The 26,492-nt window shown below is 53.4% G+C and carries 29 protein-coding genes and 3 pseudogenes; 30 read left to right on the forward strand and 2 right to left on the reverse strand.

Annotated elements, in window-relative coordinates; translation table 11 throughout:
- Positions 1–4: 4 nt before the first annotated feature.
- The 7 genes and pseudogenes from alr to ORD20_RS03800 form a co-directional block, all read left to right on the forward strand.
- Positions 5–835: pseudogene (gene alr / locus ORD20_RS03770) on the forward strand (alanine racemase); the annotation flags it as partial.
- 41 nt (positions 836–876) lie between these two features.
- Positions 877–1,062 (forward strand): annotated as a pseudogene (locus ORD20_RS03775) (type II toxin-antitoxin system PemK/MazF family toxin); the annotation flags it as partial.
- Between the two features lie 45 nt (positions 1,063–1,107).
- The gene (locus tag ORD20_RS03780; protein WP_242968218.1) at positions 1,108–1,851 is read left to right on the forward strand and encodes a gamma-glutamyl-gamma-aminobutyrate hydrolase family protein; all 744 of its coding nucleotides are present in this window, start codon (positions 1,108–1,110) and stop codon (positions 1,849–1,851) included.
- Positions 1,844–2,629 (forward strand): asparaginase, encoded by a 786-nt coding sequence (locus ORD20_RS03785; RefSeq protein ID WP_430626522.1) that lies wholly within the window; start codon positions 1,844–1,846, stop codon positions 2,627–2,629. Before ORD20_RS03780 ends, ORD20_RS03785 begins: the two co-directional genes overlap by 8 nt.
- 17 nt (positions 2,630–2,646) lie before the next feature.
- Positions 2,647–2,859: a rubrerythrin family protein gene (locus ORD20_RS03790; protein WP_430626523.1), complete on the forward strand. Its 213-nt coding sequence runs from the start codon at positions 2,647–2,649 to the stop codon at positions 2,857–2,859.
- 65 nt (positions 2,860–2,924) lie between these two features.
- The gene (locus ORD20_RS03795; RefSeq protein ID WP_103374145.1) at positions 2,925–4,187 is read left to right on the forward strand and encodes a heterodisulfide reductase-related iron-sulfur binding cluster; all 1,263 of its coding nucleotides are present in this window, start codon (positions 2,925–2,927) and stop codon (positions 4,185–4,187) included.
- 64 nt (positions 4,188–4,251) lie between these two features.
- Positions 4,252–4,827 carry a DUF3501 family protein gene (locus tag ORD20_RS03800; protein ID WP_103374144.1) on the forward strand — a complete coding sequence of 192 codons (576 nt, stop codon included), beginning with the start codon at positions 4,252–4,254 and terminating at the stop codon, positions 4,825–4,827.
- Between the two features lie 575 nt (positions 4,828–5,402).
- On the opposite strand, the gene ORD20_RS03805 is transcribed toward ORD20_RS03800, so the two are convergent.
- On the reverse strand, positions 5,403–6,116 hold the full coding sequence (locus ORD20_RS03805) for an alpha/beta fold hydrolase (RefSeq protein ID WP_430626676.1): 714 nt from the start codon (positions 6,114–6,116) through the stop codon (positions 5,403–5,405).
- Between the two features lie 170 nt (positions 6,117–6,286).
- On the opposite strand from ORD20_RS03805, the gene thiL reads away from it, so the two are divergent.
- Genes thiL through rimI form a run of 4 tightly spaced genes read left to right on the forward strand, consistent with a single transcriptional unit; the run spans position 6,287 to position 8,978 of the window.
- Positions 6,287–7,333: a thiamine-phosphate kinase gene (gene thiL / locus ORD20_RS03810; RefSeq protein ID WP_242968216.1), complete on the forward strand. Its 1,047-nt coding sequence runs from the start codon at positions 6,287–6,289 to the stop codon at positions 7,331–7,333.
- The gene (gene tsaE / locus ORD20_RS03815) at positions 7,290–7,796 is read left to right on the forward strand and encodes a tRNA (adenosine(37)-N6)-threonylcarbamoyltransferase complex ATPase subunit type 1 TsaE (RefSeq protein WP_103374142.1); all 507 of its coding nucleotides are present in this window, start codon (positions 7,290–7,292) and stop codon (positions 7,794–7,796) included. The genes thiL and tsaE overlap by 44 nt, the downstream gene beginning before the upstream one ends.
- A complete protein-coding gene (tsaB, locus tag ORD20_RS03820) occupies positions 7,793–8,503 on the forward strand; it encodes a tRNA (adenosine(37)-N6)-threonylcarbamoyltransferase complex dimerization subunit type 1 TsaB (RefSeq protein ID WP_103374141.1) in 711 nt (236 codons plus the stop codon). Before tsaE ends, tsaB begins: the two co-directional genes overlap by 4 nt.
- Complete coding sequence (gene rimI / locus ORD20_RS03825; protein ID WP_369825224.1) at positions 8,487–8,978, forward strand: ribosomal protein S18-alanine N-acetyltransferase; 492 nt, start codon at positions 8,487–8,489, stop codon at positions 8,976–8,978. The genes tsaB and rimI overlap by 17 nt, the downstream gene beginning before the upstream one ends.
- Positions 8,979–8,981: 3 nt before the next feature.
- On the opposite strand, the gene ORD20_RS03830 is transcribed toward rimI, so the two are convergent.
- Positions 8,982–9,464 carry a hypothetical protein gene (locus tag ORD20_RS03830; protein ID WP_103374139.1) on the reverse strand — a complete coding sequence of 161 codons (483 nt, stop codon included), beginning with the start codon at positions 9,462–9,464 and terminating at the stop codon, positions 8,982–8,984.
- Between the two features lie 100 nt (positions 9,465–9,564).
- On the opposite strand from ORD20_RS03830, the gene tsaD reads away from it, so the two are divergent.
- The 19 genes and pseudogenes from tsaD (at position 9,565) to purB (ending at position 26,487) form a co-directional block, all read left to right on the forward strand.
- Complete coding sequence (tsaD, locus tag ORD20_RS03835; RefSeq protein WP_430626677.1) at positions 9,565–10,548, forward strand: tRNA (adenosine(37)-N6)-threonylcarbamoyltransferase complex transferase subunit TsaD; 984 nt, start codon at positions 9,565–9,567, stop codon at positions 10,546–10,548.
- 3 nt (positions 10,549–10,551) lie between these two features.
- On the forward strand, positions 10,552–11,064 hold the full coding sequence (locus tag ORD20_RS03840; RefSeq protein ID WP_103374137.1) for a gamma carbonic anhydrase family protein: 513 nt from the start codon (positions 10,552–10,554) through the stop codon (positions 11,062–11,064).
- 63 nt (positions 11,065–11,127) lie between these two features.
- Positions 11,128–12,510 (forward strand): UDP-N-acetylmuramate--L-alanine ligase, encoded by a 1,383-nt coding sequence (gene murC / locus ORD20_RS03845; protein WP_103374136.1) that lies wholly within the window; start codon positions 11,128–11,130, stop codon positions 12,508–12,510.
- A gap of 64 nt (positions 12,511–12,574) precedes the next feature.
- Positions 12,575–14,014, forward strand: a complete 1,440-nt coding sequence (gene guaB, locus ORD20_RS03850; protein ID WP_430626524.1) for an IMP dehydrogenase — start codon at positions 12,575–12,577, stop codon at positions 14,012–14,014.
- Positions 13,903–14,325, forward strand: coding sequence for a hypothetical protein (locus tag ORD20_RS03855; RefSeq protein WP_430626525.1), 423 nt, complete (start codon positions 13,903–13,905; stop codon positions 14,323–14,325). Before guaB ends, ORD20_RS03855 begins: the two co-directional genes overlap by 112 nt.
- A 14-nt stretch (positions 14,326–14,339) precedes the next feature.
- On the forward strand, positions 14,340–15,521 hold the full coding sequence (locus ORD20_RS03860; RefSeq protein ID WP_103374133.1) for an acetyl-CoA C-acetyltransferase: 1,182 nt from the start codon (positions 14,340–14,342) through the stop codon (positions 15,519–15,521).
- Between the two features lie 12 nt (positions 15,522–15,533).
- Positions 15,534–16,388 carry a 3-hydroxyacyl-CoA dehydrogenase family protein gene (locus tag ORD20_RS03865; protein WP_173677055.1) on the forward strand — a complete coding sequence of 285 codons (855 nt, stop codon included), beginning with the start codon at positions 15,534–15,536 and terminating at the stop codon, positions 16,386–16,388.
- A 189-nt stretch (positions 16,389–16,577) separates the two neighbouring features.
- The gene (locus tag ORD20_RS03870) at positions 16,578–17,576 is read left to right on the forward strand and encodes a transposase (protein WP_430626526.1); all 999 of its coding nucleotides are present in this window, start codon (positions 16,578–16,580) and stop codon (positions 17,574–17,576) included.
- Positions 17,479–18,465 carry a M20 metallopeptidase family protein gene (locus ORD20_RS03875; RefSeq protein WP_430626678.1) on the forward strand — a complete coding sequence of 329 codons (987 nt, stop codon included), beginning with the start codon at positions 17,479–17,481 and terminating at the stop codon, positions 18,463–18,465. Before ORD20_RS03870 ends, ORD20_RS03875 begins: the two co-directional genes overlap by 98 nt.
- An 11-nt stretch (positions 18,466–18,476) precedes the next feature.
- The gene (gene moaC / locus ORD20_RS03880) at positions 18,477–18,986 is read left to right on the forward strand and encodes a cyclic pyranopterin monophosphate synthase MoaC (RefSeq protein WP_103374130.1); all 510 of its coding nucleotides are present in this window, start codon (positions 18,477–18,479) and stop codon (positions 18,984–18,986) included.
- On the forward strand, positions 18,958–19,437 hold the full coding sequence (locus ORD20_RS03885) for a MogA/MoaB family molybdenum cofactor biosynthesis protein (RefSeq protein ID WP_103374129.1): 480 nt from the start codon (positions 18,958–18,960) through the stop codon (positions 19,435–19,437). Before moaC ends, ORD20_RS03885 begins: the two co-directional genes overlap by 29 nt.
- A 193-nt stretch (positions 19,438–19,630) precedes the next feature.
- Positions 19,631–19,933, forward strand: a complete 303-nt coding sequence (locus tag ORD20_RS03890) for a co-chaperone GroES (RefSeq protein ID WP_103374128.1) — start codon at positions 19,631–19,633, stop codon at positions 19,931–19,933.
- Positions 19,934–20,055: 122 nt separating this feature from the next.
- Positions 20,056–21,099, forward strand: a pseudogene (gene groEL / locus ORD20_RS03895) (chaperonin GroEL); the annotation flags it as partial.
- A gap of 115 nt (positions 21,100–21,214) precedes the next feature.
- Positions 21,215–21,808, forward strand: coding sequence for a glycerol-3-phosphate 1-O-acyltransferase PlsY (gene plsY, locus ORD20_RS03900; protein ID WP_158246125.1), 594 nt, complete (start codon positions 21,215–21,217; stop codon positions 21,806–21,808).
- 90 nt (positions 21,809–21,898) lie between these two features.
- Positions 21,899–22,390 carry a hypothetical protein gene (locus tag ORD20_RS03905; protein ID WP_103374125.1) on the forward strand — a complete coding sequence of 164 codons (492 nt, stop codon included), beginning with the start codon at positions 21,899–21,901 and terminating at the stop codon, positions 22,388–22,390.
- Positions 22,391–22,526: 136 nt separating this feature from the next.
- Positions 22,527–22,961 (forward strand): MerR family transcriptional regulator, encoded by a 435-nt coding sequence (locus ORD20_RS03910; protein ID WP_103374124.1) that lies wholly within the window; start codon positions 22,527–22,529, stop codon positions 22,959–22,961.
- Between the two features lie 3 nt (positions 22,962–22,964).
- Positions 22,965–23,507 carry a hypoxanthine phosphoribosyltransferase gene (gene hpt / locus ORD20_RS03915; RefSeq protein WP_103374123.1) on the forward strand — a complete coding sequence of 181 codons (543 nt, stop codon included), beginning with the start codon at positions 22,965–22,967 and terminating at the stop codon, positions 23,505–23,507.
- Positions 23,504–25,027, forward strand: a complete 1,524-nt coding sequence (gene guaA / locus ORD20_RS03920; RefSeq protein ID WP_103374122.1) for a glutamine-hydrolyzing GMP synthase — start codon at positions 23,504–23,506, stop codon at positions 25,025–25,027. Before hpt ends, guaA begins: the two co-directional genes overlap by 4 nt.
- A 155-nt stretch (positions 25,028–25,182) precedes the next feature.
- A complete protein-coding gene (purB, locus tag ORD20_RS03925) occupies positions 25,183–26,487 on the forward strand; it encodes an adenylosuccinate lyase (RefSeq protein ID WP_103374121.1) in 1,305 nt (434 codons plus the stop codon).
- The last annotated feature ends 5 nt before the right edge of the window (positions 26,488–26,492 follow it).

The raw sequence follows: 26,492 nt of genomic DNA on the forward strand, positions 1-26,492 counted from the left end.
ACCAGTGAGACCAACAATTGCGCGCATTTATTTAGACCGTTTGCAGCATAACGTGTCATGGATTTTGAACCGGTTGAATCCGCATGTACAACTGATGGCCGTGGTCAAGGCAGACGGGTACGGCCACGGAGCGGTTCCGGTGGCCCAAGCGGCCTTAAGTGCGGGAGCTTCGTATTTGGGTGTCGCTCTCGTGGGAGAGGGCGTGGCTTTGCGTAACGCTGGCATAGACGCTCCTATTTTAGTGCTGGGCCAACCGGCCGCCCAAGAAGTTACGGAGGCGCTGGACAATCAGCTGGATTTAGTGGTCTTTGACCCTGAGCGATTTGCGCAAATCGAAGAGGCGGCCAAAAAGCGTCAGAGGCCAGCACGGGTGCACTTGAAGATGGATACTGGGATGGGACGCATTGGTATGCTTCCCGCACACTTGGATGATGCGTGGATTGAACGTCTGCGCTCGCCCCACGTGATATTGGCAGGCCTTATGACGCATTTCGCGAATGCGGATGCGTCTGACCCGCTATTCACCCAGCATCAAGTGGCGGTGTTCTTGGATATTGCCGAACGTCTGCGACAAGCCTCTATCGAGCCATTACTGATGCATGCCGCTAATTCGGCTGCGGCACTAAAATATCCAGGAACGCAATTTAGCATGGTGCGGGTGGGGATTGCGATGTATGGTCTTGAAGCATACCATCCGATGCCTAAGGGATTACGGCCTGTCATGGAGTTGATCAGTACAGTGACCTTTGTCAAAGACGTGGACGAAGGGTTTGCTGTAGGCTACGGGAGCACATTTGTGACCGACCGTCCCATGAAAATTATCACCGTCCCCATTGGCTACGCGGATGATGATACCGTCGGGGCAGATGCTCTCTCCTGCCCATCCACGTGGATGTCAAGGCCCACGAATCCAACCTCGATCGGGATTCCGTTATTCTTCTCGAACAAATTCGGACGATTGACAAAAGACGACTGAAAGAGCGCATTGCGCACTTGAATCCTGATATTATGAATCGTGTCAATCAAGCGATTGTCATCAGCCTGGGGCTTACTGACCTCTAAACAGGCTGATTACGTATTTTCGTCTTAATAAGGAGCGAGAGTTTATTGGAAAGCAAACCCCTCATAGCGATTTCCATGTCTCGTGAGTTAGGACCGGATAATGTCTATCGGGACTTTTTACGGGCGCCGTATTTGCATGCCGTTGTTCAAGCGGGAGGCATTCCTGTGTTATTGCCCAATGTTCCCGAAAGTCAAGAAGCATTGTTGCGGTGCGATGGGCTATTGTTAACGGGAGGCGGCGATTTTGATCCCGCAGCCTACGGGGCTCTGGATGCGGGAACGAACCAAGCTAGTATCTCAAAAGACCGTGACCGTACAGAAATCGCATTAGTGCGCGCGGCCCTCCAACACAAAATGCCTGTGTTTGGCATTTGCCGCGGTGTGCAGGCGATTGCGGTGGCTCAAGAGGGGACGTTGGTTCAAGATATCCCTCGTGTGTATCCTACGTCTGATATTCACCATAATCAGTCGCAGCCGCGTCAACAGGCCACCCACGGTGTCACGGTATTGCCGGGTACGAAACTTCACCATGTTACGGAAACAACGGATTTGCGGGTTAACTCCTTTCACCATCAGGCTTTAGACAAGGTGCCCAGTGGATGGAATGTGGCCGCCCATGCAGAAGATGGACTCGTTGAAGCGATTGAATATCCGGGAAACTCATGGGGCATTGGCGTTCAGTGGCATCCTGAGGACCTTGTCGATTCCGAGACTCATGCCCGCAAACTGTTTGCGGACTTTGTTGATGCCGCACGGCAATATATGGAACAGGAGAGGCATAATGTCTGAACTGGCAGTAGAAATTACGCGGGGCGGTCATGTAGAAAGTCGAGCCTATGCCGACGTGGCGGTGGTGGATAGTCTTGGGCATATTCGCTATTGGCTCGGAGATCCACAACGTCCCACGTTTTGGCGCTCTAGCGCCAAACCCTTTCAAGCGTTGCCAGTGGTGTTGGCCGGGGGAACAAGCCAATACCACTTCACCACGGAAGAGGTGGCCATGATTTGTGCGTCACACGGTGGAGAGCCCGAGCATGTGAAGACGGTTGCAGGTTTGCTGTCTCGTATCGGGGCAACGCCGGAGGATTTAGCCTGTGGCGTGCATGCGCCAAGCTATGGGCCCGCAGCGCATGATCTCGAGGCCAAAGGGATAGCGCCCAGTCCGCTCCACAACAATTGTAGTGGCAAGCATACGGGAATGTTGACCTTAGCCAAAGTCTTGGGTGTACCCTTTGAGGGCTATGAAAATCCGAGTCATCTTGTGCAACAAAAGATTCGTGAGAGCATCGCAAAGATGACCGGCGTGGACCAGTCTGCGCTCCAGACGGGTATCGACGGCTGTAGCGTGCCCACATTTTTTCTCCCCTTGGCACGTATGGCGTACGCTTATGCACGATTGGTCGACCCGCGGGGACTGGAAGAGCCTTGGCAGGTGGGCTCGACCCTTATCGCGGAAGCAATGCGGCTTCACCCCTATTTAGTATCGGGAACGGGACGTCTCGAAGTCACTTTAGCGGAGGCCACAGCGCACCGGTTTGTTGCCAAATTGGGCATTTTGAGTTTTTAGAGGAAGTGGGCGATCCCGTGACTGGGGTACCTGTGGGCTCAACCGAGGATAACTTGAAAAGCGCTATTGAAGGCGAAACGTATGAATACACCCAAATGTATCCTGGGTTTGCTAAAGTGGCCCGTGAAGAGGGCTTCGACGACATTGCTGAATGGTTCGAAACCTTGGCACGCGCTGAAAAGAGCCATGCAGGACGATTTACCAAAGGCTTGGCGGCACTAGACGATTAAGTCACCGCACATCAAGGGGCCTTTAAGGCCCCTTGATGGCGATGAGGCGAAAAGGGGTGTCCTGTATGGAATATAATCCTAATCACGAGCGTTATTGGGATGAGACGGCCTTATCCGAAGATATGAAGAAAGCCTTTGATATTTGCAATGGCTGTCGGTTGTGCTATAGCCTTTGTCCTTCCTTTCCTGAACTCTTTCGAGTGGTCGAGTCTCATGAGGATGACGTCGATCTGTTGACAGATGAGGAAATGGCCAAGACCGCAGACCTCTGTTATCAATGCAAATTATGCTATCTCAAGTGTCCATACATTCCGCCGCATCGTTTTGATTTGGATTTTCCCCGTTTGATGCTCAGATCCAAAGCGGTCCGCGCCAAAAAGCACGGAATTAAACCCGCCGATCGGTTTTTAGGGGACCCCGAGCGCATTGGGCGATTGGGCACAGCAGCGCCTACGTTATCCAATTGGAGCAATCTTCAGCCGGTGATGCGACAACTCTTGGAAAAAACCGTGGGCATTGACCATCGCCGACATTTGCCTAAGTTTGCGCTTATGAGGTTTTCACAATGGATTGAAAAACACCAAGAGCGCACCAAAACGGCGGATGTGGCAATCTTTTCGACGTGCACAGTGGAATATCATGAACCAGGCATTGGGCAGGCAGCGCTTAAAGTGTTAGCGCATAACGGTATTCAAGCGGAAGTGCCAGCTTTTCAACAATGTTGTGGCATGCCTGCTTTAGATGGTGGGGATATAGCCGGGGCCACCTTGCGTGCGCGCCAGAATGTGGCGGTCTTGAAACAATTCGCCCGCGACGGCAAGCCTATTTTAGCGTTACAGCCTACCTGCGCATACGTTCTGAAGAAGGAATACCCGCTGCTCCTCGGAACCGAAGATGCGGAATTGGTAAGCCGTAACACGTGGGACGTGACGGAATATTTGGCCCAGATGGCGCGAAAAGGCGAATTAAAGAAGGATTTTGCGGAAGCCTTGGGTACAGTCACCTACCACTTATCATGTCATACAAAGGCTGAGGGGCTCAAGCGGCAAGCTCGGGATCTGCTCACTTATGTAGACGGCACGACAGTCAATGTTGTCGATCATTGTGCCGGGATCGATGGAACATGGGGGCTGAAAGCGGAATTTTATGATGAATCACAGAAGGTGGCCGCCAAGTTAACGCAGGCTTTTCACAAAGCCCATGATACCCAAGCTTGCTCAGATTGTGCTTTGGCAGGATTGCAGATTGAAACGGTCACCGATCAGCCACCGCGTCATCCTGTCGAGCTTTTAGCTCAGGCCTATGGATTGCACAAAGCCCATGACTAACGTGGTACAACGCAGCAGTCTGTGCGAAGTAAGCGTTTAATCCTAAGAATAGGAGGGAAAGCCATTGAAGCCATTGACTTTGGCAGACATCGCGTCGGCTGAACAATTTGCCAAAGAACGCGATGCATTGCGGAAGCGTCTGATTGCGCTTAAGAAGATTCGTCGTGTTGACGTCGGACCGCGCATCGCCATTGTGTTTGAAAATCGCGAGACGATGCGATTTCAAATCCAAGAAATGTGCCGCATTGAACATATTACAGATCCGCGTTTGATCCAGCAAGAAATTGACATCTACAATGAGCTATTGCCCCTAGGTCACGCGATTGGCGCGACCTTACTGATTGCCTTGACCCAAGAGGATGATATTGCGCAAGTCTTACAGCAACTGTCGGGCGTCGAGGAACACGTCTTTTTAGTGGGTGAGGGATTTCGTGTGCATGCGCAAGCCGAAGCAGGACGATCCACCGAAGAGAAGACCAGCGCAGTGCACTATCTTACTTTTAATTTTACGCTCGATCAAATTAATGCGCTCGCGTTGTCACCGCGAGTGTCCTTGGCCATTCATCATGCGGGATATGATTTTCAAACGGTTCTCGAGGACATGACGAAGGCATCATTGTTAGCCGATCTTATCCACTAACTCCACTAAGGGGTGAAAGCCCTTTGTCGGACGGTTGCCGATAGATGTCGCACTGAGGAGTCCAGGTCGGGGCTCCTTTGTTTTTTAAGTGGACAAGTGTAAAAACCGCTTGTAGACTAAATGCTAGAGTTTTTAATTCTTCCTAAATTGGCTATCATCCTTGCATGCGGCTCTTGTCACCATGACCGGGAATGAGGTGGTTTTTTTGTGTGGTAAGAGCCTATTTAGGGTAAACTTGACTCGTATTCGTAGGAACAAGGGCCCGCACGTCATCAGATGAAGAAAGGAGGGAAGCCCGTTTCCGTTCCTGGGGCTTTTCGGGTTCGAGGATTCCAGCGGGCGCGTTGATGTCAAATCCTATTTGCCCGCAGTGCGGAAATCGCTGGCTGGGACGTCTTAGAGGGCCTGGATGGTTTTATTGCGATATTTGTATGGTGGAATTGCGTTGGGAAGCTGGTGCTATGGCCGTGTATATGATTACACCAGAAGGTGACCGGGATCGGGTCGTGAATGACATCGGTCAATCTGTCTGATTTTCGCAGGGATCCCCTTCCCGAAGGAAGGGGAAAAGGTTGCTAAGCAAGCAGGTTGGCATGGCGTGATAAAAAGTCGGCCATAGTGCGGCAAGTCATTTGCGGTTCTTCGATGTGCGGCAGATGACCGACATCATCAATGATGAGCAACTCAGCATCAGCTAAAGCCTTTTCGAGTTGGCGGCCGTACTCGACCGGCACGATGATATCGTCACGGCCCCAGAGCAACAATGTGGGCATGTTGACCCGGGTTAAATCGAGGGACGGATCCGAGGCAATGCCGTCATTCCCTAAATATTGCGCAAAGACATGGCGGCCATGATTTAATTCTTGGGCATCAGACAGTGTTCGGTAGGGCGTCAGTTTACGATATCGGTCGGGATGCTTGACGAGCCCCGACATAAACTGGTCAGGAGGCAGGGTCAGCGGGTTGACAATGGGGACATCTTTAAGATTCACACCCACGGCATCTAATAACATGAGGGCTCGCACTTGCGTGGGCATTTGGGCTGCAACGCCAAGAGCAACTCGTCCACCCATGGAGTTGCCGCCAATGGCGAATCGCTCAATATTCCACACACCCAGCCAGCCTTGGATAGCGACGACGATGTCACTCACCCGTTCAATTCCCGGCACTTTTTCAGATTGCCCGAATCCGGGCATATCGGGGGCGATCACGCGGAAATGGGTACTGAGACACTCTAACTGGTACCACCATGCTTTGCCAGTGCCTCCGCCACCGTGTAGGAGGATAATGGGGAACCCTTGACCGGATTCAAACCAGCTAAACTGCTTGCCACGCCATGTACCATGCTGGCGTATAATGTCTGTGGGAATGGTTGTCGCCTCCTAATAAGTATGCTGTCGTTATTGTAAACTTGTCGCGGCCGAAGGCCAAGGGAAGGAAGGACGTTACGAAACAGAAGATGATACGGACGTCGACCGTGCGTAAAGATCAGGAGGCGGTGAAGGTCAGCGACGTCGGTGAACGGGCGCTGATCTCAGTGATACACCGCTTACAAGCGATTGTACCAATGGGCTATTTGGGCATTGGAGATGATGCGGCATATCTTCCGCCATCGGATCTCGGATGGTTAGTAAGTCAAGATATGCTGGTAGAAGGAGTGCACTTCCGCTGGGATTGGATGACGCCGGAACAGTTGGGAGAAAAAGCGGTAGCGGTCAATATTAGCGATATTGCGGCAATGGGGGGCGTACCCAAGGCTATTTTAACCAGCATTGCCTTACCAGCGGATACTGAAGTCGAGCGGGTCGAACGGCTCTACCGTGGCATGGCTAAGGCATTAGACCGTTATGGGGCCGTGCTGCTGGGAGGAGACACGGTGCATTCGCCGAGTGAGATGTCTCTGGACGTGGCGGTGTTTGGACAGCCTAGTGTAACCGGCCCTATCTTGTTGAATGGTGCAAAGCCCGGAGATCGGCTTTTCGTGACGGGACGACTGGGTGCAGCTCATGCGGGCTATACGTTGTTATCCCATGGCGTGCGGTGGCCGAGTACTTCGATTCAGCATCGCAGTGTACTCCAAGCGCATTTGGCGCCGGTAGCCCGCGTAGAAGCGGGAAAGCAATTGGGGGCCCTCGCTCATGCTATGACCGATATATCCGATGGATTGCTGTCGGAAATTCGGACCATGACGCGTTTTGGAGGGATTGGTGTCCAAATTGATGCCGATAAGATGCCTATTGACGCGGCGACGAGGTCTGTAGCCAAGGAGTACGGTGAGGATGCGTTGGATTTTGCATTGTACGGTGGTGAGGATTACGAATTATTAGCGGCGATTCCGCCGTCCCGTGCCCAACAGGCGGAACAACTCTGTTTGCAGTGTGGGGTGCCAATTACCGAGATTGGCGTCGTAACTGATACCTTAGGCATTCGGGTGATACGCGCGGGAGAGGAGATAGCCGTCGATGAAGGAAAATCCTATCATCACTTCACCGTGGACCCGGATTAGCCATAGTCCCGAGGAGACGGCCGAGCTTGCCAATGAACTAGCGGGATTGTTCGCCCCTAAGGGATTAGTGATGCTGTCGGGAGACCTTGGGTCCGGCAAAACGACGCTGACGCAGGATCTGCTGAAAGCCTGGGGATATAAGGGATCGGTAAAATCGCCAACGTTTGACTTGGTCCATGTTTATCCGCTTCCGGCCTTTACCGTGTACCATGCAGACTTATACCGATTGCAGGGCGATGATGGGTTGGACATTTTAGACTTGCCGTCGCCGCACGATGCGCATAGTATCATTATTGCAGAATGGGGCGAAGCCCTGCGGTCGCTTTATCCTGAAGGGTTTGCACTGTCGTTAGAGGCTTGTGGGGAAAAATGCCGGCAAGTAGAACTGACGGCTTACGGCCCTGGGGCGCAACAGCGATTGCAGCAGTGGCGAACGTCGCAGTCCTTAAAGAGGCGGTCATGAGTCATAAAGTATTAGGATTTGATGCATCGGGACCTGGTTTGTCGGCTGGGTATCTGATAGAGGGAGAGGTGGCCGCGGATTTGTCGTGGCGCCGCTCAAAATCGGCAGGCTCGCATTTAGTCCCGTGGCTTGACATGCTCATTCAGGAATTTGGGACGCCTACCGTCATCGCTGTGGGAATTGGCCCGGGATCTTTTACGGGCGTCCGGATTGCTGTGACGGCGGCCAAGGCCTTAGCTTATGCCTTGCATGTTCCCGTTGTTGGGGTGTCGTCTTTGCAGGCTTGGGCCTATTCACCGCATTTGCAAGGGCCGGTCCTTGTCAGTAGTGAACGACGCGGTCCAGCCTTTTATGCGGGGTTGTATTATTGTGGGGGAAGCGTGCCCGAACCGCTGGTACCAGATTTTGCTGCCAATGGCGCCTTGCCCGAACAATTTCCTTGGTCCGGCCCCGTTGGGGTGTTAGGGCCTTTGGCAAGCGACAGCGAGATGCTAAAGGCTATTAGCCCAGAAGCTTATCGTTTGGATCTGCCCTTATTAGGGAGCCAAGTAGCAAGACTGGCTGAGTTCACAGTACAATATGGAGATGGGGTGGGGGCGTTAAACCTGTCGCCCGCCTATTTGCGAGCACCAGCTATTTCAAACCTGGGCCAAGCGTCGGCCGTGGTGCATGGAAAGGAAGAGAGCAGCCGTGGCAGTGAGCGATGACAAAGCCAAAGCCGGACCGGATGGGTCGCCAGAGGTTGTCGTGCGGGATATGTATATGGCCGATTTGGATGCGGTCATGGGGATTGAAGCCCATTCCTTTCCCACACCATGGTCACGCAATGCGTTTCAAACAGAATTGCTGGAAAACACATTTGCGACCTATTTAGTGGTTGAGTTCCACGGGCAAGTGGTGGCCTATGGTGGAATGTGGGTCATTTTAGACGAAGCCCATGTAACGAATATCGCTGTTCATCCAGACTTTCGGGGCCATCATTTAGGCGAAACGATTATGACAGGATTAATGGCTCGCGCCAAGGCCTTGGGTGTCGTGCGCATGACCTTGGAAGTGCGGCGAGGTAATATCGTCGCGCAAAATTTATACAACAAGTTAGGGTTTGTTCAACTAGGTGTACGGCGGGGCTACTACACCGATACTCACGAAGATGCGTTTATTATGTGGAAAGATCCCATGTAGGAATTAACTGGCCTTGGGATCTTGGCGGGCAGGCGCTTCGGGGGGCGGGAGTTTGGGCACGGTGCGTCCGCCCCACCATGCGGCGAAGCCTCCCAAGACGCCATAGAACACGGCGGCGAACCCTCCCGTAATAAGGGCGCTGGATACGACGTGCAGGTGTAGCATGGTGCGAGCGGCTGCTACGGGTACCCCATGCAACTGCGCAATGAAGGCTTGTTCGGCGGCGGGCAACCGGATCACATACTGACTGATGAGGGTGCCGGCAAAAGCGGTTACAGCGCCGATAACAGCGACTGGCCAAAAAGGCCGTCGCCCATGGCGTTTTATCGTGCGTCCTAAGAGGACAAAAAGGACAACACTGGCTAAAAAGGTGAATAGATGCCCCAGCGTCATCAACGGATATGTGGTTGGAGAAAGGGCCAAACTTGAGGGGCCCGCAAAAACAATTAACAAGACCATCCCATAGAGTATTATAATCCACCCCATAACAAACCCTCCCTAACAGTCATGGGAGTAGTTTTCCCAGATCGGCCAAAGATATTTCGCGCAACCAAGGAGAGGAGCATAGCCTACGAAAATCCTCGGAATCGAATCATCTTGTGATGAAACGGCGGCCGCTGTTGTTGAAGATGGCACACGTCTTTTAGCGACCAGTTTGGTATCATCTGCGGCCATTCAGGCCCAATACGGAGGCGTGGTGCCGGAAGTGGCGGCCAGGGAGCATGCGATGGCCATTTTGCCAGTCGTCGATTGGGTTTTAAAAGAGGCAGGGCTGGACTTAGCGGACATTGATGCGGTGGCGGTGACGCAAGGACCTGGCTTGTTGGGCTCCTTGCTGGTCGGGGTGACTTTTGCCAAAACGTTGGGAGCGAGTTTGCATGTGCCGGTAATCGGAGTTCATCATCTGGAGGCGCATTTGTATGCTAATGCGCTCATGGCTCCCATTGAGTTTCCCGCCTTGGCTTTGCTTGTCTCTGGCGGGCATACTAGTCTTTTTTACTGGCAAGGCCATCGGGATTTGCGGCTTCTGGGAGAAACGCAAGATGATGCGGCTGGGGAAGCCTTTGATAAAGCGGCACGTATTCTTCACATGACCTATCCGGGAGGACCGCAAATTGAACGGTTAGCGCGCCAAGCGCGTAAGAAGTCGTTCAAGCTACCCGTGGCCGATATGCATGGCCGGTTGGACTTTAGCTTTAGCGGGGTGAAGACAGCGACCGCCGCGTTATATCGCGAGCATCCTGACGAACCGGAAGAAGTGGCTTATGCATTGCAAGAGGCGGTCGTGCGCGCATTGGTCCAAACCGTCAAGAGGGCCCTTGCACGTTATCCGGTGGGCGATCTCTATCTTGCGGGTGGAGTGACAGCCAATGAAGCCATTCGCGAAGCGTTTTTGCATCTTGGCGCGGAGCTGGGCATAAGGATCCACATACCCCCGGTGTCTTACTGCACAGATAATGCGGCGATGGTCGCAAGTTTGGGATATTACCAATGGCAAGCGGGAGAGACCATGGGGGCTTTTGAAGGGCCCAAAGTGCTTTTTCCGCTCGGACAACGGGAGGGAGAATAAGTATTGCTGCTCAAATTTGGAGACTTTTATCCTCAAGTTGGCCATCCGGTGTTTGTGGCCCCGGGTTCTTATCTGATTGGCCAAGTGACGCTTGGGGATTATAGCTCGGTATGGTTTAATGCCGTGATTCGCGCTGATAGCGCGCCTATTACCTTGGGCGAGGGATCCAATGTCCAAGATAATGCCACACTGCATGCAGACCCTGGGTTTCCTTGCATGATTGGTGCGGGGGTCACGATTGGTCATGGGGCCATTGTTCATGGAGCGCAGGTGGACGATGATGTGTTAATTGGGATGGGAGCTATCATTATGAACGGATCCCATATTCACCCCGGCACCATCATCGCGGCGGGTTGCTTGGTTCCCCAAGGCATGGAAATTCCTGCGGGTGTTTTAGTGATGGGATCGCCCGCCCGCATTGTTCGTGAGTTGCGGCCCGAGGAACATGAACAAATTCGGTCAGCAGCCCTGCACTACCGCGCACTATGGGTGGAACAGGGATGGCAGTTTCGTTAATAAATAGAGGATGAAACGGCTGTGCTTGGCAAATCCTACCCATAAATGGCTGGAGGGACAAATGTGACGCATGTGCATTTTATAGGAATTGGCGGATACAGCATGAGTGGTCTGGCGCTGTTGCTAAAGCATCAAGGATATGAGGTCACGGGCTCCGATGTCAATCCATCAAGCCGAACGGAGCGCGTCGAACGTCAAGGCATCACGGTGCAATATGTCCATCGGCCAGAAAATGTGGCGGGAGCAGATTGGGTGGTATATAACACGGACGTGGCGGAGGACAATCCGGAGCGGGCTGAAGCGGTGCGGTTGGGGATACCCCTGTATCATCGGTCGGAAATTTTAGCCCGGGTGCTTGAAGGGTTTGAGGCCATAACGGTGAGCGGCACGCATGGCAAAACCACCACGACCACCATGATTGGCACTATTTTGCAAGATGCGGGGGCAGATCCGGCGGTCTTAGTGGGGGGAGAGGTTGCGCAATTTGAGGGGAATGTGCGCGTCGGTCATGGCCGTTATGCCGTGGCAGAAGCCGATGAAAGTGACGGCACGTTCTTGCGATATCATCCGTGGGTTGCGGTGGCAACCAATGTGGAGCCCGAGCATCTCGATCATTATGAGGGGTCTTTTGACGCGCTGCAGCAAGCATTTGCGGTCTATTTAAATAAAGTGCCGGATACGGGCTTAGCGGTCATTGGTGTAGACAATCCTGTGTTACGGACTATCAGTCAGACTCTGGCAGTACCTTTCGTCACGTATGGCCTGACGGAAGAGGCGATGCTTAGGGCAACCAATATCCAATTGACGCCCGCTTTAACGCGGTACACGGTAATGTGGCAAAACCAGCCGGTGGGAACCGCGACGCTCGCGGTGCCGGGGGTGCATAACGTGGTCAATAGCTTAGCGGCGCTGGCGGTAGCCCACCATACGGGGATTGCGTGGGATGATGCCTTACAATCTTTGGCCACATTTTCTAATGCTCAACGCCGGTTTCAGGTTATTGTGGATACCCCTGTCATGATTGTCGATGATTATGCGCATCATCCTACCGAGATTCGCTCGACCCTCCAAGCCTGCCGGCAGCGCACACCAGGGCGCATTTTTGCTTTATTTCAACCGCAAAGGTATATTCGAACCAAGAACTTGTGGACGGAGTTTACCCACGCTTTTGATGATGCCGATGAGCTCTATTTGACCGAGATTTATGCACCTCCGGGAGAAGCGCCCATTGCGGGCGTATCAGGAGAACGATTGGCCCAAGCGATTGCCGACCAAGGGAAAACCGTACATTTTCGTCCGGATATGTTTTCTGTTGTGGAGGACGTCTTGGGGCGCATGGTTCCGGGCGATACATTTATCACCATGGGAGCTGGGAATGTCTATATGGTCGGACGAGAACTTGCGAAGAAATTAGAGGCAAGCGATGTCGCGGGCTCAGGGTTGTGATAGACTGATGAGAAATTCCCTGGATGCCCCGGGGTGGTGAGTCAATACGAAGGAGAGATTAGAAGTGGAGTTTCAGGAAAAGTTTGGGCCCGAGGCCTTGACTTTCGACGATGTTTTGTTAGTCCCAGGACATTCAACCGTTCTGCCTAAGGATGTGAGTTTGACGACGCGCTTTACGCGTAATGTGTCGCTCAATATTCCCTTGGTTTCGGCCGGGATGGATACCGTCACAGAAGCGCGAATGGCCATTGCAATGGCGCGGGAAGGCGGGATCGGCGTGATTCATAAAAACATGTCGATTGAACGCCAAGCCGCAGAGGTGGACAAAGTTAAGCGGTCTGAACATGGGGTCATTATTGACCCAATCTTTTTGGGTCCGGATAATTTTGTGCGCGACGCTTTGGAAATGATGCGTCACTACCGTATTTCGGGCGTTCCGATTGTCCGAGATGGCGGATATTTGGTGGGTATTCTCACCAACCGGGATTTGCGGTTTGAGACAGATTTCGGTCGGCCGATTCATGAAGTGATGACGAAAGATAGTTTAGTCACGGCGCCTGAAGGAACCACGTTGGAAGAGGCCAAAGCCATATTAGGCCGCCACCGCATTGAAAAACTTCCCTTGGTCGATCGCATGGGTCGGTTGCGTGGCTTGATCACGATTAAGGACATTGAGAAAGCCAAAAAGTTTCCCCATTCCGCGAAGGATCAGAATGGACGGTTGCTGGTCGCGGCAGCTGTTTCAGTGGGGCCGGAAACCATAGCGCGCGTCGAAGCGCTCGTCGCGGCACGGGTGGACGTCATTGTCGTGGATACGGCGCATGGTCATTCGCAAGGGGTTATTGACACCGTGCGTCAAATTAAACAACTGTTTCCTCATGTAGATGTCGTGGGCGGTAACGTGGCGACACCGGAAGGAACCTTAGCGCTTATTGAAGCAGGGGCGGATGCGGTCAAAGTCGGGGTGGGTCCTGGGTCCATTTGTACAACCCGTGTGGTAGCCGGAATCGGCGTGCCGCAGGTGACTGCGGTCTTCGGGGCTGCGCAGGTGGCACAGTCTCATGGGGTGCCTATTATCGCCGATGGTGGTATTCGTTGGTCTGGCGATATCGTGAAGGCCCTAGCCGCCGGAGCATCAACGGTCATGATTGGCTCTTTGTTTGCAGGGACGGAAGAGAGTCCAGGCGAGATGGAAATATTTAAGGGCAGGTCGTTTAAAGTTTACCGGGGCATGGGGTCTTTGGCGGCCATGAAAGAAGGCTCGCGCGACCGTTATTTTCAGGACGATCAAGACGTGGATAAACTGGTGCCGGAGGGGATTGAAGGGCGTGTGCCTTACCGCGGATCCACAGCGGATACGGTGTATCAATTGGTTGGGGCATCGAAGAAGATATGGACTGGATTCGTATTAGCGTCGAGGGACGTTTACGTGCGGTCGATATTGAGACCCTACCGTACCCCGGTTTTCCGACCGACCTCCACCCTCAAATGGTCAGCGTTTTGAGCCTATCTGAAGGGGTTTCTGTCGTCCAGGAGACGGTGTTTGAGAATCGCTTTGGCTATACCAACGACCTTGTGCGCTTAGGGGCTGATATTAAATTGGACCGGGAAACGGCGATTGTCCGGGGTGTTGACCAGTTGACGGGGGCCCCCGTGCAAGCTCAAGATATTAGAGGTGGAGCTGCGCTGGTTTTGGCAGGGTTGGGAGCGTTAGGCACTACCGTCGTCGACGGTCTGGAATATATAGACCGGGGTTATCATGCCTTGGAATATAAACTAAGCAGGTTAGGGGCCCGGATTATCCGGGAAGGATGAGGAGATGAGGAGCAATGCCAGAAACCGTGGTAGTGAGTCTAGCACGGACACCCTTCACGCCCTTTGGGGGCGCACTCAAAGACGTCAAAGCAACGGATCTAGGAGCCCATGCTATTCGTGAGGCGCTAAAACGGGCCATGATACCAGGCGACGCCATCGACTATGTTTTTATGGGCCAGGTCCTTCAGGCGGGAGCCGGACAGATTCCCTCGCGACAAGCCTCGATGGGAGCGGGAATGCCGGAGACGGTGCCATCGGATACGATAAACAAAGTCTGTGCCTCGAGTCTTAGAGCCGTGAATTTAGCAGATATGGCCATCAGGGCGGGCGAAATTCAATCGGCTGTTGCCGGGGGGATGGAATCGATGAGCCGGGCGCCATATTTGGTGGATGGGGCTCGCTTTGGTTTGCGGATGGGAGATGGGGCTCTTGTCGATGCCGCGGTGCACGACGGATTGTGGTGTAGTTTTGGCCAGTGTCATATGGGCGTTTATGGCAGCGAAGTTGCGAAGGAATTTGGCATTAGCCGTGAAGAACAAGATGAGTGGGCCTACCGCAGTCACGTAAGGGCGATTCTAGCGACGGATTCAGGGCGATTTGCCAAAGAAATTGCGCCATTGACATTGACGGGGCGTCGCGGTGAGCAGTCGGTCATTGATCACGATTTAGGCCCCCGGCGTGATACATCACTGGAGAAAATGCGGGCCCTTAAACCAGTGTTCGTCGCCGACGGGACTGTGACGGCGGGAAATGCGCCTGGGTTGACAGACGGAGCCGCCGTATTGGTCTTGATGGAGCGCACACAAGCAGAAAATTTGGGGTTGCCGATATTAGCGACGATCGTGAGTTCGGGATTCGTGTCGCGCGCTCCTAAATACTTGCATACCGTGCCCGCTTATGCGGCTGAAATGGCTTTGGCAAAAGCGGGGATTGACAAATCCCAACTCAAACTCATCGAAATTAATGAGGCCTTTGCGGCGGTGACGTTGACGAGTATTAAAGTTGGAGAATTTAATCCCGAAATTGTCAATGTCAATGGGGGTGCTGTCGCGTTAGGACATCCGATCGGCGCGTCGGGGGCACGCATTTTGATGACGTTAATTGTCGAACTGCAAGAACGGGGCGGCGGTTACGGTGTGGCCGCGATCTGCAGCGGAGGTGGCCAGGGGGAAGCGACGCTGGTCAAAGTCGGGTAGGGGGTCAATATGATGGAAAATCAGCGCCTGTTAGTCGTAGGGGCTGGACAAATGGGAGCCGGCATTGCGCAGACTGCGGCGACTCAGGGCTTTGAGGTGTGGTTGACGGACAATGCCCCGGAAAAAGTGCAAAAAGCCCTCGGTGGCATGCAAGCGCGACTGAGCCGTGCGGTTGAGACGGGTAAATTGACCGCCGATCAACAAAGGGATATTTTGTCTCGCATTCATGCCGTGCCCACGGCCCAGAGTGTTTCTTCCGTTGATCTTTGTATTGAAGCGATTGTTGAAGCGGAGGCCGTCAAAGTGGGGGTGTTTCGTGAGCTGGGCGAGCACTTCGGTCCCGACACGATACTGGCCTCCAATACGTCATCCATCTCGATTTCTCGTATTGCCCGTGACACCCGGTATCCGGAACGGGTTATCGGCATGCATTTTATGAATCCGGTTCCCGTAATGCGTTTGGTTGAAGTCGTGGAGGGAGCTCTTACAAAGAGCGATGTCACCCAGCACGTCATGGCGGCAGCCGAAGCCATGGGGAAGGTGCCCGTCCTAGTGCAAGATTACCCTGGTTTTGTCTCCAACCGCATTTTGATGCCGATGATTAACGAGGCGATCTTTGCGTTGCAAGAAGGCGTGGCGAGCCGTGAGGCGATTGATACGGTGATGAAATTAGGCATGAATCACCCCATGGGGCCTCTGACGCTAGCAGATTTTATTGGACTTGATACCTGTTTATCTATTATGGAAGTGCTTTATCAAGGTTTTAGTGATTCCAAATATCGGCCAGCGCCCTTACTACGGAAAATGGTGGATGCAGGGCTTTTGGGCCGGAAAAGCGGACAAGGGTTTTATCACTATGACAAGTAGGAAAAACGAGGCGGATTCCCGCCTCGTTTTTCTTTTTCATCAAAATACCGCGCGGCGGAGACCTCGGCCTTCAGGCCGGGGAGGAGCCGCGTCAGAGAACCCCCCCCTTCTTCCCATGTTGTGGTCTCACTAACATTGCGATATGATAGGTCTCGTGAATGTTGGGGGGCGTCTGCGACGGTACTGACCTTGACCGCGAAAGTGCCATGGTATCCGAACCCGGATCAGGCGACGTTGCTCCAGCAGACCGTCGAGGCCTACCGTCAGGGGTGCCACGGGGTCTCCGGGGTTGTCGATACCACGCACTGCCTTCAGCAAGCCGATCTCCACACCGAGACCTACCGGCCCTTGTGGGCGCCGTTTGGCTTGCGATCCCAAATGGCGCAATCGGTGATCAAAACCGTGATGGCCCGCTACAACAGTGTGCTGGCCCACGGGCATCCCTGGACTCGGGTGCCGTTCACCAAACCGGCCTTCGATCTCGTCTGTAATCGCGACGATTCCTTGAAGGCCGGCGCATTCTCTCTCAATACGCTGGCAGGCCGCGTGCCGATCCCCTTCGCCCGGCAGGGCATGGAACGCGTCTTCGACGGGACTTGGCAGTGTGGCACGGCACCTCTTGTGCACCGCCATGGGCGCTGGTTTCTCCCTGTACCGATGACGAAAGACGTGGCCGAGACCGATTGGGCGGAGATTCGTCAGGTGGTCGGGCTCGACTTCGGCATCAACGTCCTGGTGACGGCCTACGATTCCCAGGGGCAGACTACCTTTTTCCCCGGCCGCGCCGTCAAAGTGCGGCGTGACCACTTCAAGATCCTCCGGCAGACCCTGCAACGCCGGCAGACGCCGTCCGCCCGGCGGCGCCTGAAACGCTTAGGACAACGAGAAAACCGTTGGATGACCGATGTGAACCATCAGGTCAGTAAGGCACTCGTGGTCCGCTATTGGGGCCCAGACGCTATTCGTCCTGGAGGATCTGACGGGGATGCGGGGGGCCACGGAGCGGGTCCGGCGACGGGATCGGTATACGTCCGTGTCGTGGTTAGATTTCTTGCAGATTTCGCATCACCGCTTAATTGGCACGGGGGTGGTGGGCGTGATTGCCCCCCATGCACAAGGTCCTGCCATGTTATTGCGCGCGGACATGGACGCTTTGCCGATTTTAGAGGCCACCGGCCTGCCTTTTAGCTCAGAAATCTCTGGCCGCATGCATGCATGTGGTCATGACATGCATACGGCCATGCTATTGGGCGCCGCATATTACTTAAAACATCACGAGGCGCAATTAAGCCACCCGGTTATTTTAATGTTCCAACCAGGAGAAGAAGGACCGGGAGGCGCTTTGCCGATGATCGAAGCGGGCATTTTAGACAATCCTCCGGTGAGTCGGGCCGTAATGGTGCACGTGGATAGCGATCTTGCCGCAGGAGTTGTTGGCCTGTTCAGCGGTCCCGCCATGGCCTCACCGAATGATTTTTCGATAACGGTTAAAGGCCGGGGCGGGCACGGGGCTCATCCGGATAAAACGGTGGATGCCATTATCGCGGCAACGGCGATTGTGCAAGCGTGTCAGACATTAGTGAGCCGCGAAGAAGATCCCACCGAGCCTTTAGTGGTGACGTTTGGCACAATTTGTGGGGGTTACCGGGAAAATGTGATTGCAGATACGGTAGAGATGACGGGTACGATTCGTATTTTGTCACCCAATAATCTCGACGGGACTCTTGAGCGCTTTGACAATTTGGTCCATCAAATCGCGCAAGCATACCGCGCGGAAGCTGTCATTTCTATGCACCGAGGATATCCTCCGCTGGTGGCTGATCCCGCCTTTACGGGTTTGGTGCAGCAGGTCTTGACACAGGAATTGGGAGAGGCTGCTGTCGTTTTACTGCCACGGCCATCGATGGGTGCGGAGGATTTTGCCTATGTCGCACAAAGAGTGCCCGCCACAAACGTGCATGTTGGCGTCGTGGGCCCGGATTTCGTCACAGGAATTCATTCGGCAGCGTTTAATCCCGATGAGCGCGCATTGCGAACAGGTGCCCAGGCGTTTGCGGCGATTGCGATGCATTTGTAGGAGGGTCATACGTGGGTACCCAACCAAACCATCTTAATGAACGTGGAGAAGTACATATGGTGGAAGTGGGCGAGAAGCCGGCAACCCGGCGCCTAGCGCGTGCCGTTGGGTATTTATCGGCGCGCCCGGATATTTGCCAAGCGGTTAAGAACGGCCAGATCCCTAAGGGTGACGTTTTGGCCGTCTCCCGCGTGGCGGGAATTATGGCGGCCAAAAAGACCAGTGACATCATTCCATTGTGTCATCCTTTGCCATTAACTCATATAGACGTCCAGATTGAAATTGAATCAGAAGCTTTTCGGGTGGAAGCGGTGGTGGAAACAACGGCTCCGACGGGCGTGGAAATGGAAGCGCTAACCGCGGTATCAGCGAGCCTTCTCACGCTTTATGACATGCTTAAAGGGATGGACCGAACCCTGGAGATTGGGCACATTGTCTTGTTGGAAAAGGCCGGAGGCCGTTCCGGGCATTTTCTTCGGGAAGGAGCTTCTCATGTGGACCATAGCGATTCTCACCAGTAGTGATCAAGGCGCTACGGGGAAGCGCGCAGACGAATCGGGGGCAATTTTGGCGACCCATTTGGAACAAGTTGGCAAAGTTGTCGAACGCAAGATTCTGCCCGATGAAGAAGAGCTGTTAGCTCAGCAGATGCAGAAGTGGATAGACCAAGGCATTGATCTGATTCTGACCACAGGGGGCACCGGGTTAGGGCCCAGGGACGTGACGCCCGAGGCTACAAGACGAGTCATCGACCGCGATATTTCGGGTATCGCGGAGGCCCTGCGACAAGAGTCGATGCGCCACACCCCCATGGGCATGCTGTCTCGAGGGATAGCGGGCCAGGCCAAGATGACGCTCATCATCAATCTTCCCGGCTCTCCTCGTGCGATTGAGGAACTCTTGCCAGTCATTTTTCCTGTTTTAGACCATGCGATGCACCTCATTCATGGGCAAACCACTCATGAAAAATGATGTTTAGGGTAGAACTAAAAAGATTTTACGAGATTGGTGGCCGTAAAGGGCCATATTTCCGGTTTCTGCCGGGAAGAGAATTATTTGACGTGTTTCGGCCTTTTGAGTAAACTGCTCTATGGGTACGTTAGCACTCGCTGAGCGTGAGTGCTAACAAAAAACATAGTTAGCTATTACTGAGGAGGGAACATCTGTGGAGCTTCGTCCTCTGGCAGACCACTTGGTAGTGGAAATGACAGACGACGATTCACTGCCTTCGGGGATTGTGTTGCCCGACACCGCGAAGGAGAATCCGCAGCGGGGACGTGTTCGAGCGGTTGGCCCTGGCCGACTCTTGAATGATGGTACCCGGGCACCTTTGGAGGTCGGACCCGAAGATGTCGTGCTGTTCGACTTGGAAGCAGCAAAGAAAGTTAGAGTGAACAATCATGATTACTGGTTGCTGCGGGAACAAGATGTTCTGGCAGTAATCGTGCCGGCAATGGTTCACGCCTAACCACATGCACCATAAACGCTTAGGAGGGTAACAGTTAATGGCGAAGCAAATCATTTATGAAGAGGAAGCCCGTCGCGCTTTAGAGCGGGGTGTTGACAACCGTGTTAGGTCAGCCATGATCAATGGTCACAGACACGGAGAAAATGGAAGCCGTCTTGTCCGATCCGTACATTTTGATTACTGACCGCAAGATTTCTGCTATTCAAGACTTGCTGCCTGTGTTAGAGAAGATCGTTCAGCGTGGCAAGCCCTTGGTTATTATTGCCGAGGACGTTGAAGGGGAAGCGCTTGCGACGTTGGTCGTCAACAAGCTGCGTGGAACATTGACGGCCGTTGCCGTGAAAGCTCCGGGATTTGGTGACCGCCGCAAGGCGATGCTCGAAGACATTGCCATCTTGACCGGAGGTCAGGTCATTTCTGAGGACATCGGGTTGAAATTGGAAAATGTGACGCCAGAGATGCTCGGTCAGGCACGTCAAATCAAGATTGCTAAAGAAGAGACCACGATTGTCGAAGGTCATGGCTCTGCGGAAGACATTAAGAAGCGGGTCGCAGTGATTCGCAAGCAAATTGAAGACACGACCTCTGATTATGACCGTGAGAAGTTGCAAGAGCGCTTGGCCAAATTGTCTGGTGGAGTAGCGGTCATTCAAGTGGGAGCAGCCACCGAAGTAGAACTAAAAGAAAAGAAACTGCGTATCGAAGACGCGCTGTCCGCAACCCGGGCCGCTGTTGAGGAAGGTATTGTAGCTGGCGGTGGCACCACCTTGTTGCGCGCCATTCCCGCAGTAGACGCCATTGAGGCATCGGGTGACGAGCGCATTGGAGTCAACATTGTTCGCCGTGCGTTAGAAGAACCCGTGCGTCAGATTGCTCACAACGCCGGTTTGGAAGGTTCCGTCATTGTTGACGCCATTAAGAAGGAAAAGGGCAACATGGGTTATGATGCGGCTCACAACCGAGTGGTTGACATGGTCAAGACAGGGATTGTTGACCCCGCTAAAGTCACGCGGTCGACGTTGCAAAATGCAGCCTCCATTGCGGCGATGTTGTTGACCACTGAAGCGTTAGTGGCTGACAAGCCCGAGAAGAAAGACGCGGCTGGAGCCCCTGGCGGTATGGGTGGCATGGGCGGTATGGGCGGCATGGGCGACATGATGATGTAAGTCGTTCTTGCTCAACAAAAGAGGGGAGCCTTGAGGCTCTCCTCTTTCTTTTTGCGGCTCGGACAGGAATAATAGAGAGCACAAGATGATGAGGAGCGACGTAGGAGGGAATGAAATGGGGGCATTAGCTATTGGCATCGTCATCGTGGCATTTTTCTTGGGAGCCATACCTTTTGGGTACCTCCTCGCACGTCTCCGTTTTCAAACGGACATTCGCCAACATGGCAGTCAGAATATCGGTGCGACCAATGTGGCGCGGACTTTTGGACTGAGTACAGGACTCATCGTGTTGGGCTTGGACGCCTTAAAGGGAATTCTAGCCGTGCAACTGGCCTATTGGGTCACGCCTGCGCATCCGGCATGGGCGGCATTGGCAGGGTTTTTTGCTGTTTTGGGCCATGTGTTTTCCCCGTTTATGCGATTTAAAGGCGGAAAGGGCATTGCGTGCGGCTTGGGCGTTGTCATCAGTTTATTTTGGCCTGCGGCATTGGGGGCGGCCTTGGTCTTTGCAGGGGTTGTCCTGATCTTTCGCATTGTCTCCGTTGCGTCATTGATGGGCATGATTGCTGCCCTGGTGACGCTATGGGCGGCTGGCCGTTTCGTGGATCTCTGGTATTTTGCCGTTCCCACGGTGATTTTGGCGTTATGGGCCCACCGCAAGAATTGGGAGCGCTTGATTCAGGGGAAGGAACCCCGTTTCGGTCGATAAAAATTTTTTAGGAAAGTATGGCAATGGATTGAAATGGGTAAAAATGGGAAGGCTGAAGATAGACGAATCGCTGTTAAGGAGGCCTAACCAGTGGAAGTGACATTATCTCAGCTTATTGAAGCGGCTCCAGAATTGGCTGTCGCGTTGCGCACCGATATTCGGCGAGGAAAGCTGCCGGCGAAACGGCAAGAAGGGGTGGCCGGTCGTCCCTACCTCGTGGATACCCATGCGCTGTTACAATCGGACCGCGAAGGATTTCGTCAGTTAGCCCAGGATTTAGAAGCCGGTCGGGAAATTATCCGGACCAAATCGGATAAAGGAAGCGCTGGCGTGTCGCATTCTCGCCGCATTGGGGAAGAAATTTGGCCGCCTTTCATGAAGATTATGGAGTCTCAGCAATCGATGATGAATCAATTGTTGGATGTCTTTACGGAAGAGATGCGGCGTCGGCAGGACCGTGTCGACCGTCAGGCACGGGAGATGCAGGAGTTGTCGTATAAACTCGGGCAATCGCATCAACAAATTGAGCGATTGGAACGTATCCTCAAAGAACGAACAGAAACCCGACTTGAACAGGCGTAAAACGATTATAGAAAGTCGAAAATGATGGCAGGGGTTTTGGACCCCTGCCAAATTCTCGTCAACGGGTTTAGTTTGTTGTTAAAGTTCGGTAAGATATTGACAGGAACACAGGGGTTTTATCACGAGGAGATGTTTTATGAAAAGTGGCAGCCATTCCGACCAGCCATCTTTCTCTATTGGGGTTGTCAAAGAGGCGACCGGCTTGACAGAAAGACGCATCCGCTATTATGAGACGCTGGGGATGTTAGCGCCGGGACGTACTCAGGGTAATCAGCGTCTTTATAGCCAGGGGGATATTGACCGCCTCAAATATATTAAAGCGTTGCTTGATCACGGGGTCACCTTGAAAGAGGTGCGTGCTCAACTGCAACAGGAAGATACGGCCACGTACCGCCACGACTTTGACGAGGTGGAACGGGATGCGGAGAGTTACTTTCAGGGGAAGCTGATTGCGCGGCGGGCCGATGTCCACCGCGATTCGCTGTACCCGTTGATTAATCGCCAAGACATTATGCGCCGTTTGGCTCGTGAGCACAAGGACGGGCAGGGAGATACGAAGGGAGACCATTAAGCATTGCAAGCCGCGCAAGGAGAACGATTAGAAGTGTTGTTATCGGCTCAGCAGATCGCTAGCCGAGTTCAGAACCTCGGCAAGCGGATTACGCTGGATTATCAAAACAAGCCGTTGATTTTAATTGGGATTTTAAAGGGCTCTTTTATCTTTTTGGCCGACCTCGTCCGCTATATTGATTTGCCCATTTCTGTGGATTTTATGGCGCTGTCTTCCTACGGCAGTTCAACCAAATCTAGTGGAGTTGTACGCATTATCAAAGATCTTGATCACAGCATTGAAGGCCACCACGTGTTAGTCGTGGAAGATATTGTGGATACAGGTCTTACGCTGAACTATATTTACGGCCATGTGAAATCGCGCGGCGCTCTCAGCGTGAAAATCTGCTCATTGCTAGACAAGCCGGATAGACGGCAGGTGGCGGTGCCCTTACATTACAAAGGATTTGAAATCCCCGACGAGTTTGTTGTGGGATACGGACTTGATGTGGGCGAGCGCTACCGTAATTTGCCCGATGTCTGTAAGTTGGTGAGGACAGACGCATGAACTCTGGAGTGTTAGTGTTAGATTTTGGAGCGCAATATAATCAACTTATTGCGCGGCGGGTACGCGAAGCCCATGTCTTTTGTGAAGTCGTGCCTGGAGACATTGCCTTGGACGAGTTAAAAGCCAAGCAACCGCAGGCGATTATTTTGTCGGGCGGGCCCGCGAGTGTTTTTGAACCAGGGGCCCCGACCATGGATCCGCGTATTTTGTCCTTGGGGATTCCCACGTTAGGCATTTGTTACGGCATGCAATTGATGGCCAAGCTGTTGGAGGGCGGAGTTGAGCCGGCAGCTCAACGAGAATATGGTCGCACGATGATGGAGCTGGACGTCGACTCTAGCCCACTGTTTACGCATATTCCCGCCCAATCGACGGTTTGGATGAGTCATGGAGATCATGTATTTCGTGCTCCTCCCGGGTTTCGTGTGTTAGCACATACCGCGACGACGCCTATCGCAGCGATGGCCGATCCAGCACGGAACTTATGGGCCGTACAATATCATCCCGAAGTTCGCCATACAGAGGGCGGATTTCAAATGCTAGAGAACTTTTTATTTGACGTAGCTCACTTAACCCCTTCTTGGGAGCCTGCTCAATTCATTCCGGAAGCGATTGCGCAAATTCAACGGGAGGTGGGCGCGGGACGTGCGCTCATTGCATTGTCCGGCGGCGTGGATTCGGCTGTGGCGGCGGCTTTAGCACATGAAGCGCTAGGCCCGCGATTAAGCGCCATTTTGATTGATCACGGCCTGATGCGCGCGGGTGAGATTGAAGAAGTGGTGCGTGCTTTTCCAACCTTGGACTTACATGTCATCAACCGTGCGGATGTATTTTTTGACGCGCTCAAGGGTGTCACAGATCCGGAAGCCAAAAGGAAAATCATTGGACGCGAATTTATTGCGGCGTTTGAATACGCCAAGCGCACTGCCGGACATGCTGACGTGTTGATTCAAGGCACTGTCTATCCCGACGTTATTGAGTCCGGAGGGAAAAATGCACGGACGATTAAATCCCATCACAATGTTGGAGGACTACCGGAAGAGGTGGGTTTCACCATCGTTGAACCCTTGCGCTGGCTATTTAAAGATGAGGTACGCAATGTCGGATTAGCCTTAGGGATGCCGGAGAGTATTGTCTGGCGTCAGCCATTTCCGGGACCGGGTTTGGCGGTGAGAATCGTGGGCGAAGTCACCCGGGAAAAAGTGGAGATTGTGCGTCAAGCGGACGCGATTGTGCGTCAAGAGATTGAGGCGCGTGGACTGCAGCGCGCGATTTGGCAGGCGTTTGCCGTGTTGTTGGACGTGCGGTCGGTGGGGGTTATGGGCGACCAAAGGACTTATGGCTATCCGATTGTTGTGCGCGCGGTGCAAAGCGATGACGGGATGACGGCGGATTGGGTGCGCTTGGATCCGGACTTGCTGGAAACGTTAGCGCACCGGATTATTGGAGAAGTGCCGAATGTAAACCGGGTGGTCTACGATGTGACCTCAAAGCCCCCGGGGACCATTGAATGGGAATAAGTCCTAAAGGATGAGGAATAAGGACAGTGGCCATAGAGGACATTAGCTATGGCCACTTTTTTTTGGAAAGGCGGACGGGAAGGGTCGACATTTCCGAACAATTTATATAAGATTACCGTGTAATGTTCGGTTACTGTGAGAGAGGGGATCCCAAGGTGATTAATCGGTATGCGCGGCCCGTGATGCAGGAGTTGTGGTCGGATCAAAATCGCTATGACCGCTGGCTGGATGTGGAACGCTATGTCGTAGAAGCATGGGAGACACTGGGAAAGATTCCCCATGGTGTGGCGGCAAGACTTTCTAAGGCTACCGTCGATCCCAAACGGGTGGATGAGTATGAAAAGACATTTCATCACGACATGATTGCTTTTATTAATGCAGCAGGTGAAACCGTAGATCCTGAAGACGCGAAATACATTCATTTTGGTTTGACGTCTACGGATGTGGTCGACACGGCGTTGGCATCCTTAACGCGCGATGCGCTTATGATTGTCCAAGAGGGCGTGTCACGATTGTCGCAGGCCGTGCGAAAGCTGGCGCTTGAACATCGCCACACGCCGGTGATGGGGCGCACCCACGGGATTCATGCTGAACCCACCAGCTTTGGTCTCAAACTTGCGTTATGGTGGTTGGAACTTGAACGGGATAGAGAACGCATTGTGCATGCCACAGAGAATATCAGCGTGATAAAAATATCGGGGGCGGTTGGCAATTATGCCAATATTCCTCCGGTCATTGAGGCCCAAGTGGCAGAAAAAATGGGGATGAAACCGGCGCCATTGTCGACCCAAGTTCTGCAGCGGGACCGCCATGCCGAAGTCATCACGGCTTTAGCGATTTTAGCGGGGACGTTGGATAAAATGGCTACGGAAATTCGCCATATGCAGCGCACCGAAGTGGGGGAATTGGCCGAACCCTTTGGCGAAGGCCAACGGGGATCATCGGCCATGCCGCACAAGCGAAACCCGGTGATGGCCGAGCAAGTGTCAGGACTGGCGCGCGTGTTGCGTGGTTATGTGGTGCCGGCTTTGGAAGATATGGCATTGTGGCATGAGCGCGATATATCGCATTCGTCGGTGGAGCGGGTCATCTTGCCCGATGCGACAACCTTGGCGGACTACCTGCTCGATGTGATGGGCCGCATTATGGAAAACTTGACCGTGAATACCCGTAGGATGCGACAAAACATCGATATGACGGGCGGTTTGGTGTTTTCCCAGAAACTGTTGTTGGCGCTGGTCGAGGCGGGGATGACGCGCGAAGAGGCTTATAAACGAGTGCAGCACCACGCCATGGAAGCGTCCGCAGATCCGGCGGTCAGCTTTCGCGAACGGGTCCTTGCAGATTCTGTGATTGCTAGCTACTTGACTCCTGAACACATTGCCAGCTTGTTTTCAGTTGACCCTTATCTCAAGGAAGTCGACGCCATTTATGAGCGTCTGGGACTTACCCAAGCCTAAGCGGT

Origin of the sequence: Sulfobacillus thermotolerans (assembly GCF_039623705.1) — a bacterium.
GTDB lineage: Bacteria > Bacillota > Sulfobacillia > Sulfobacillales > Sulfobacillaceae > Sulfobacillus > Sulfobacillus thermotolerans.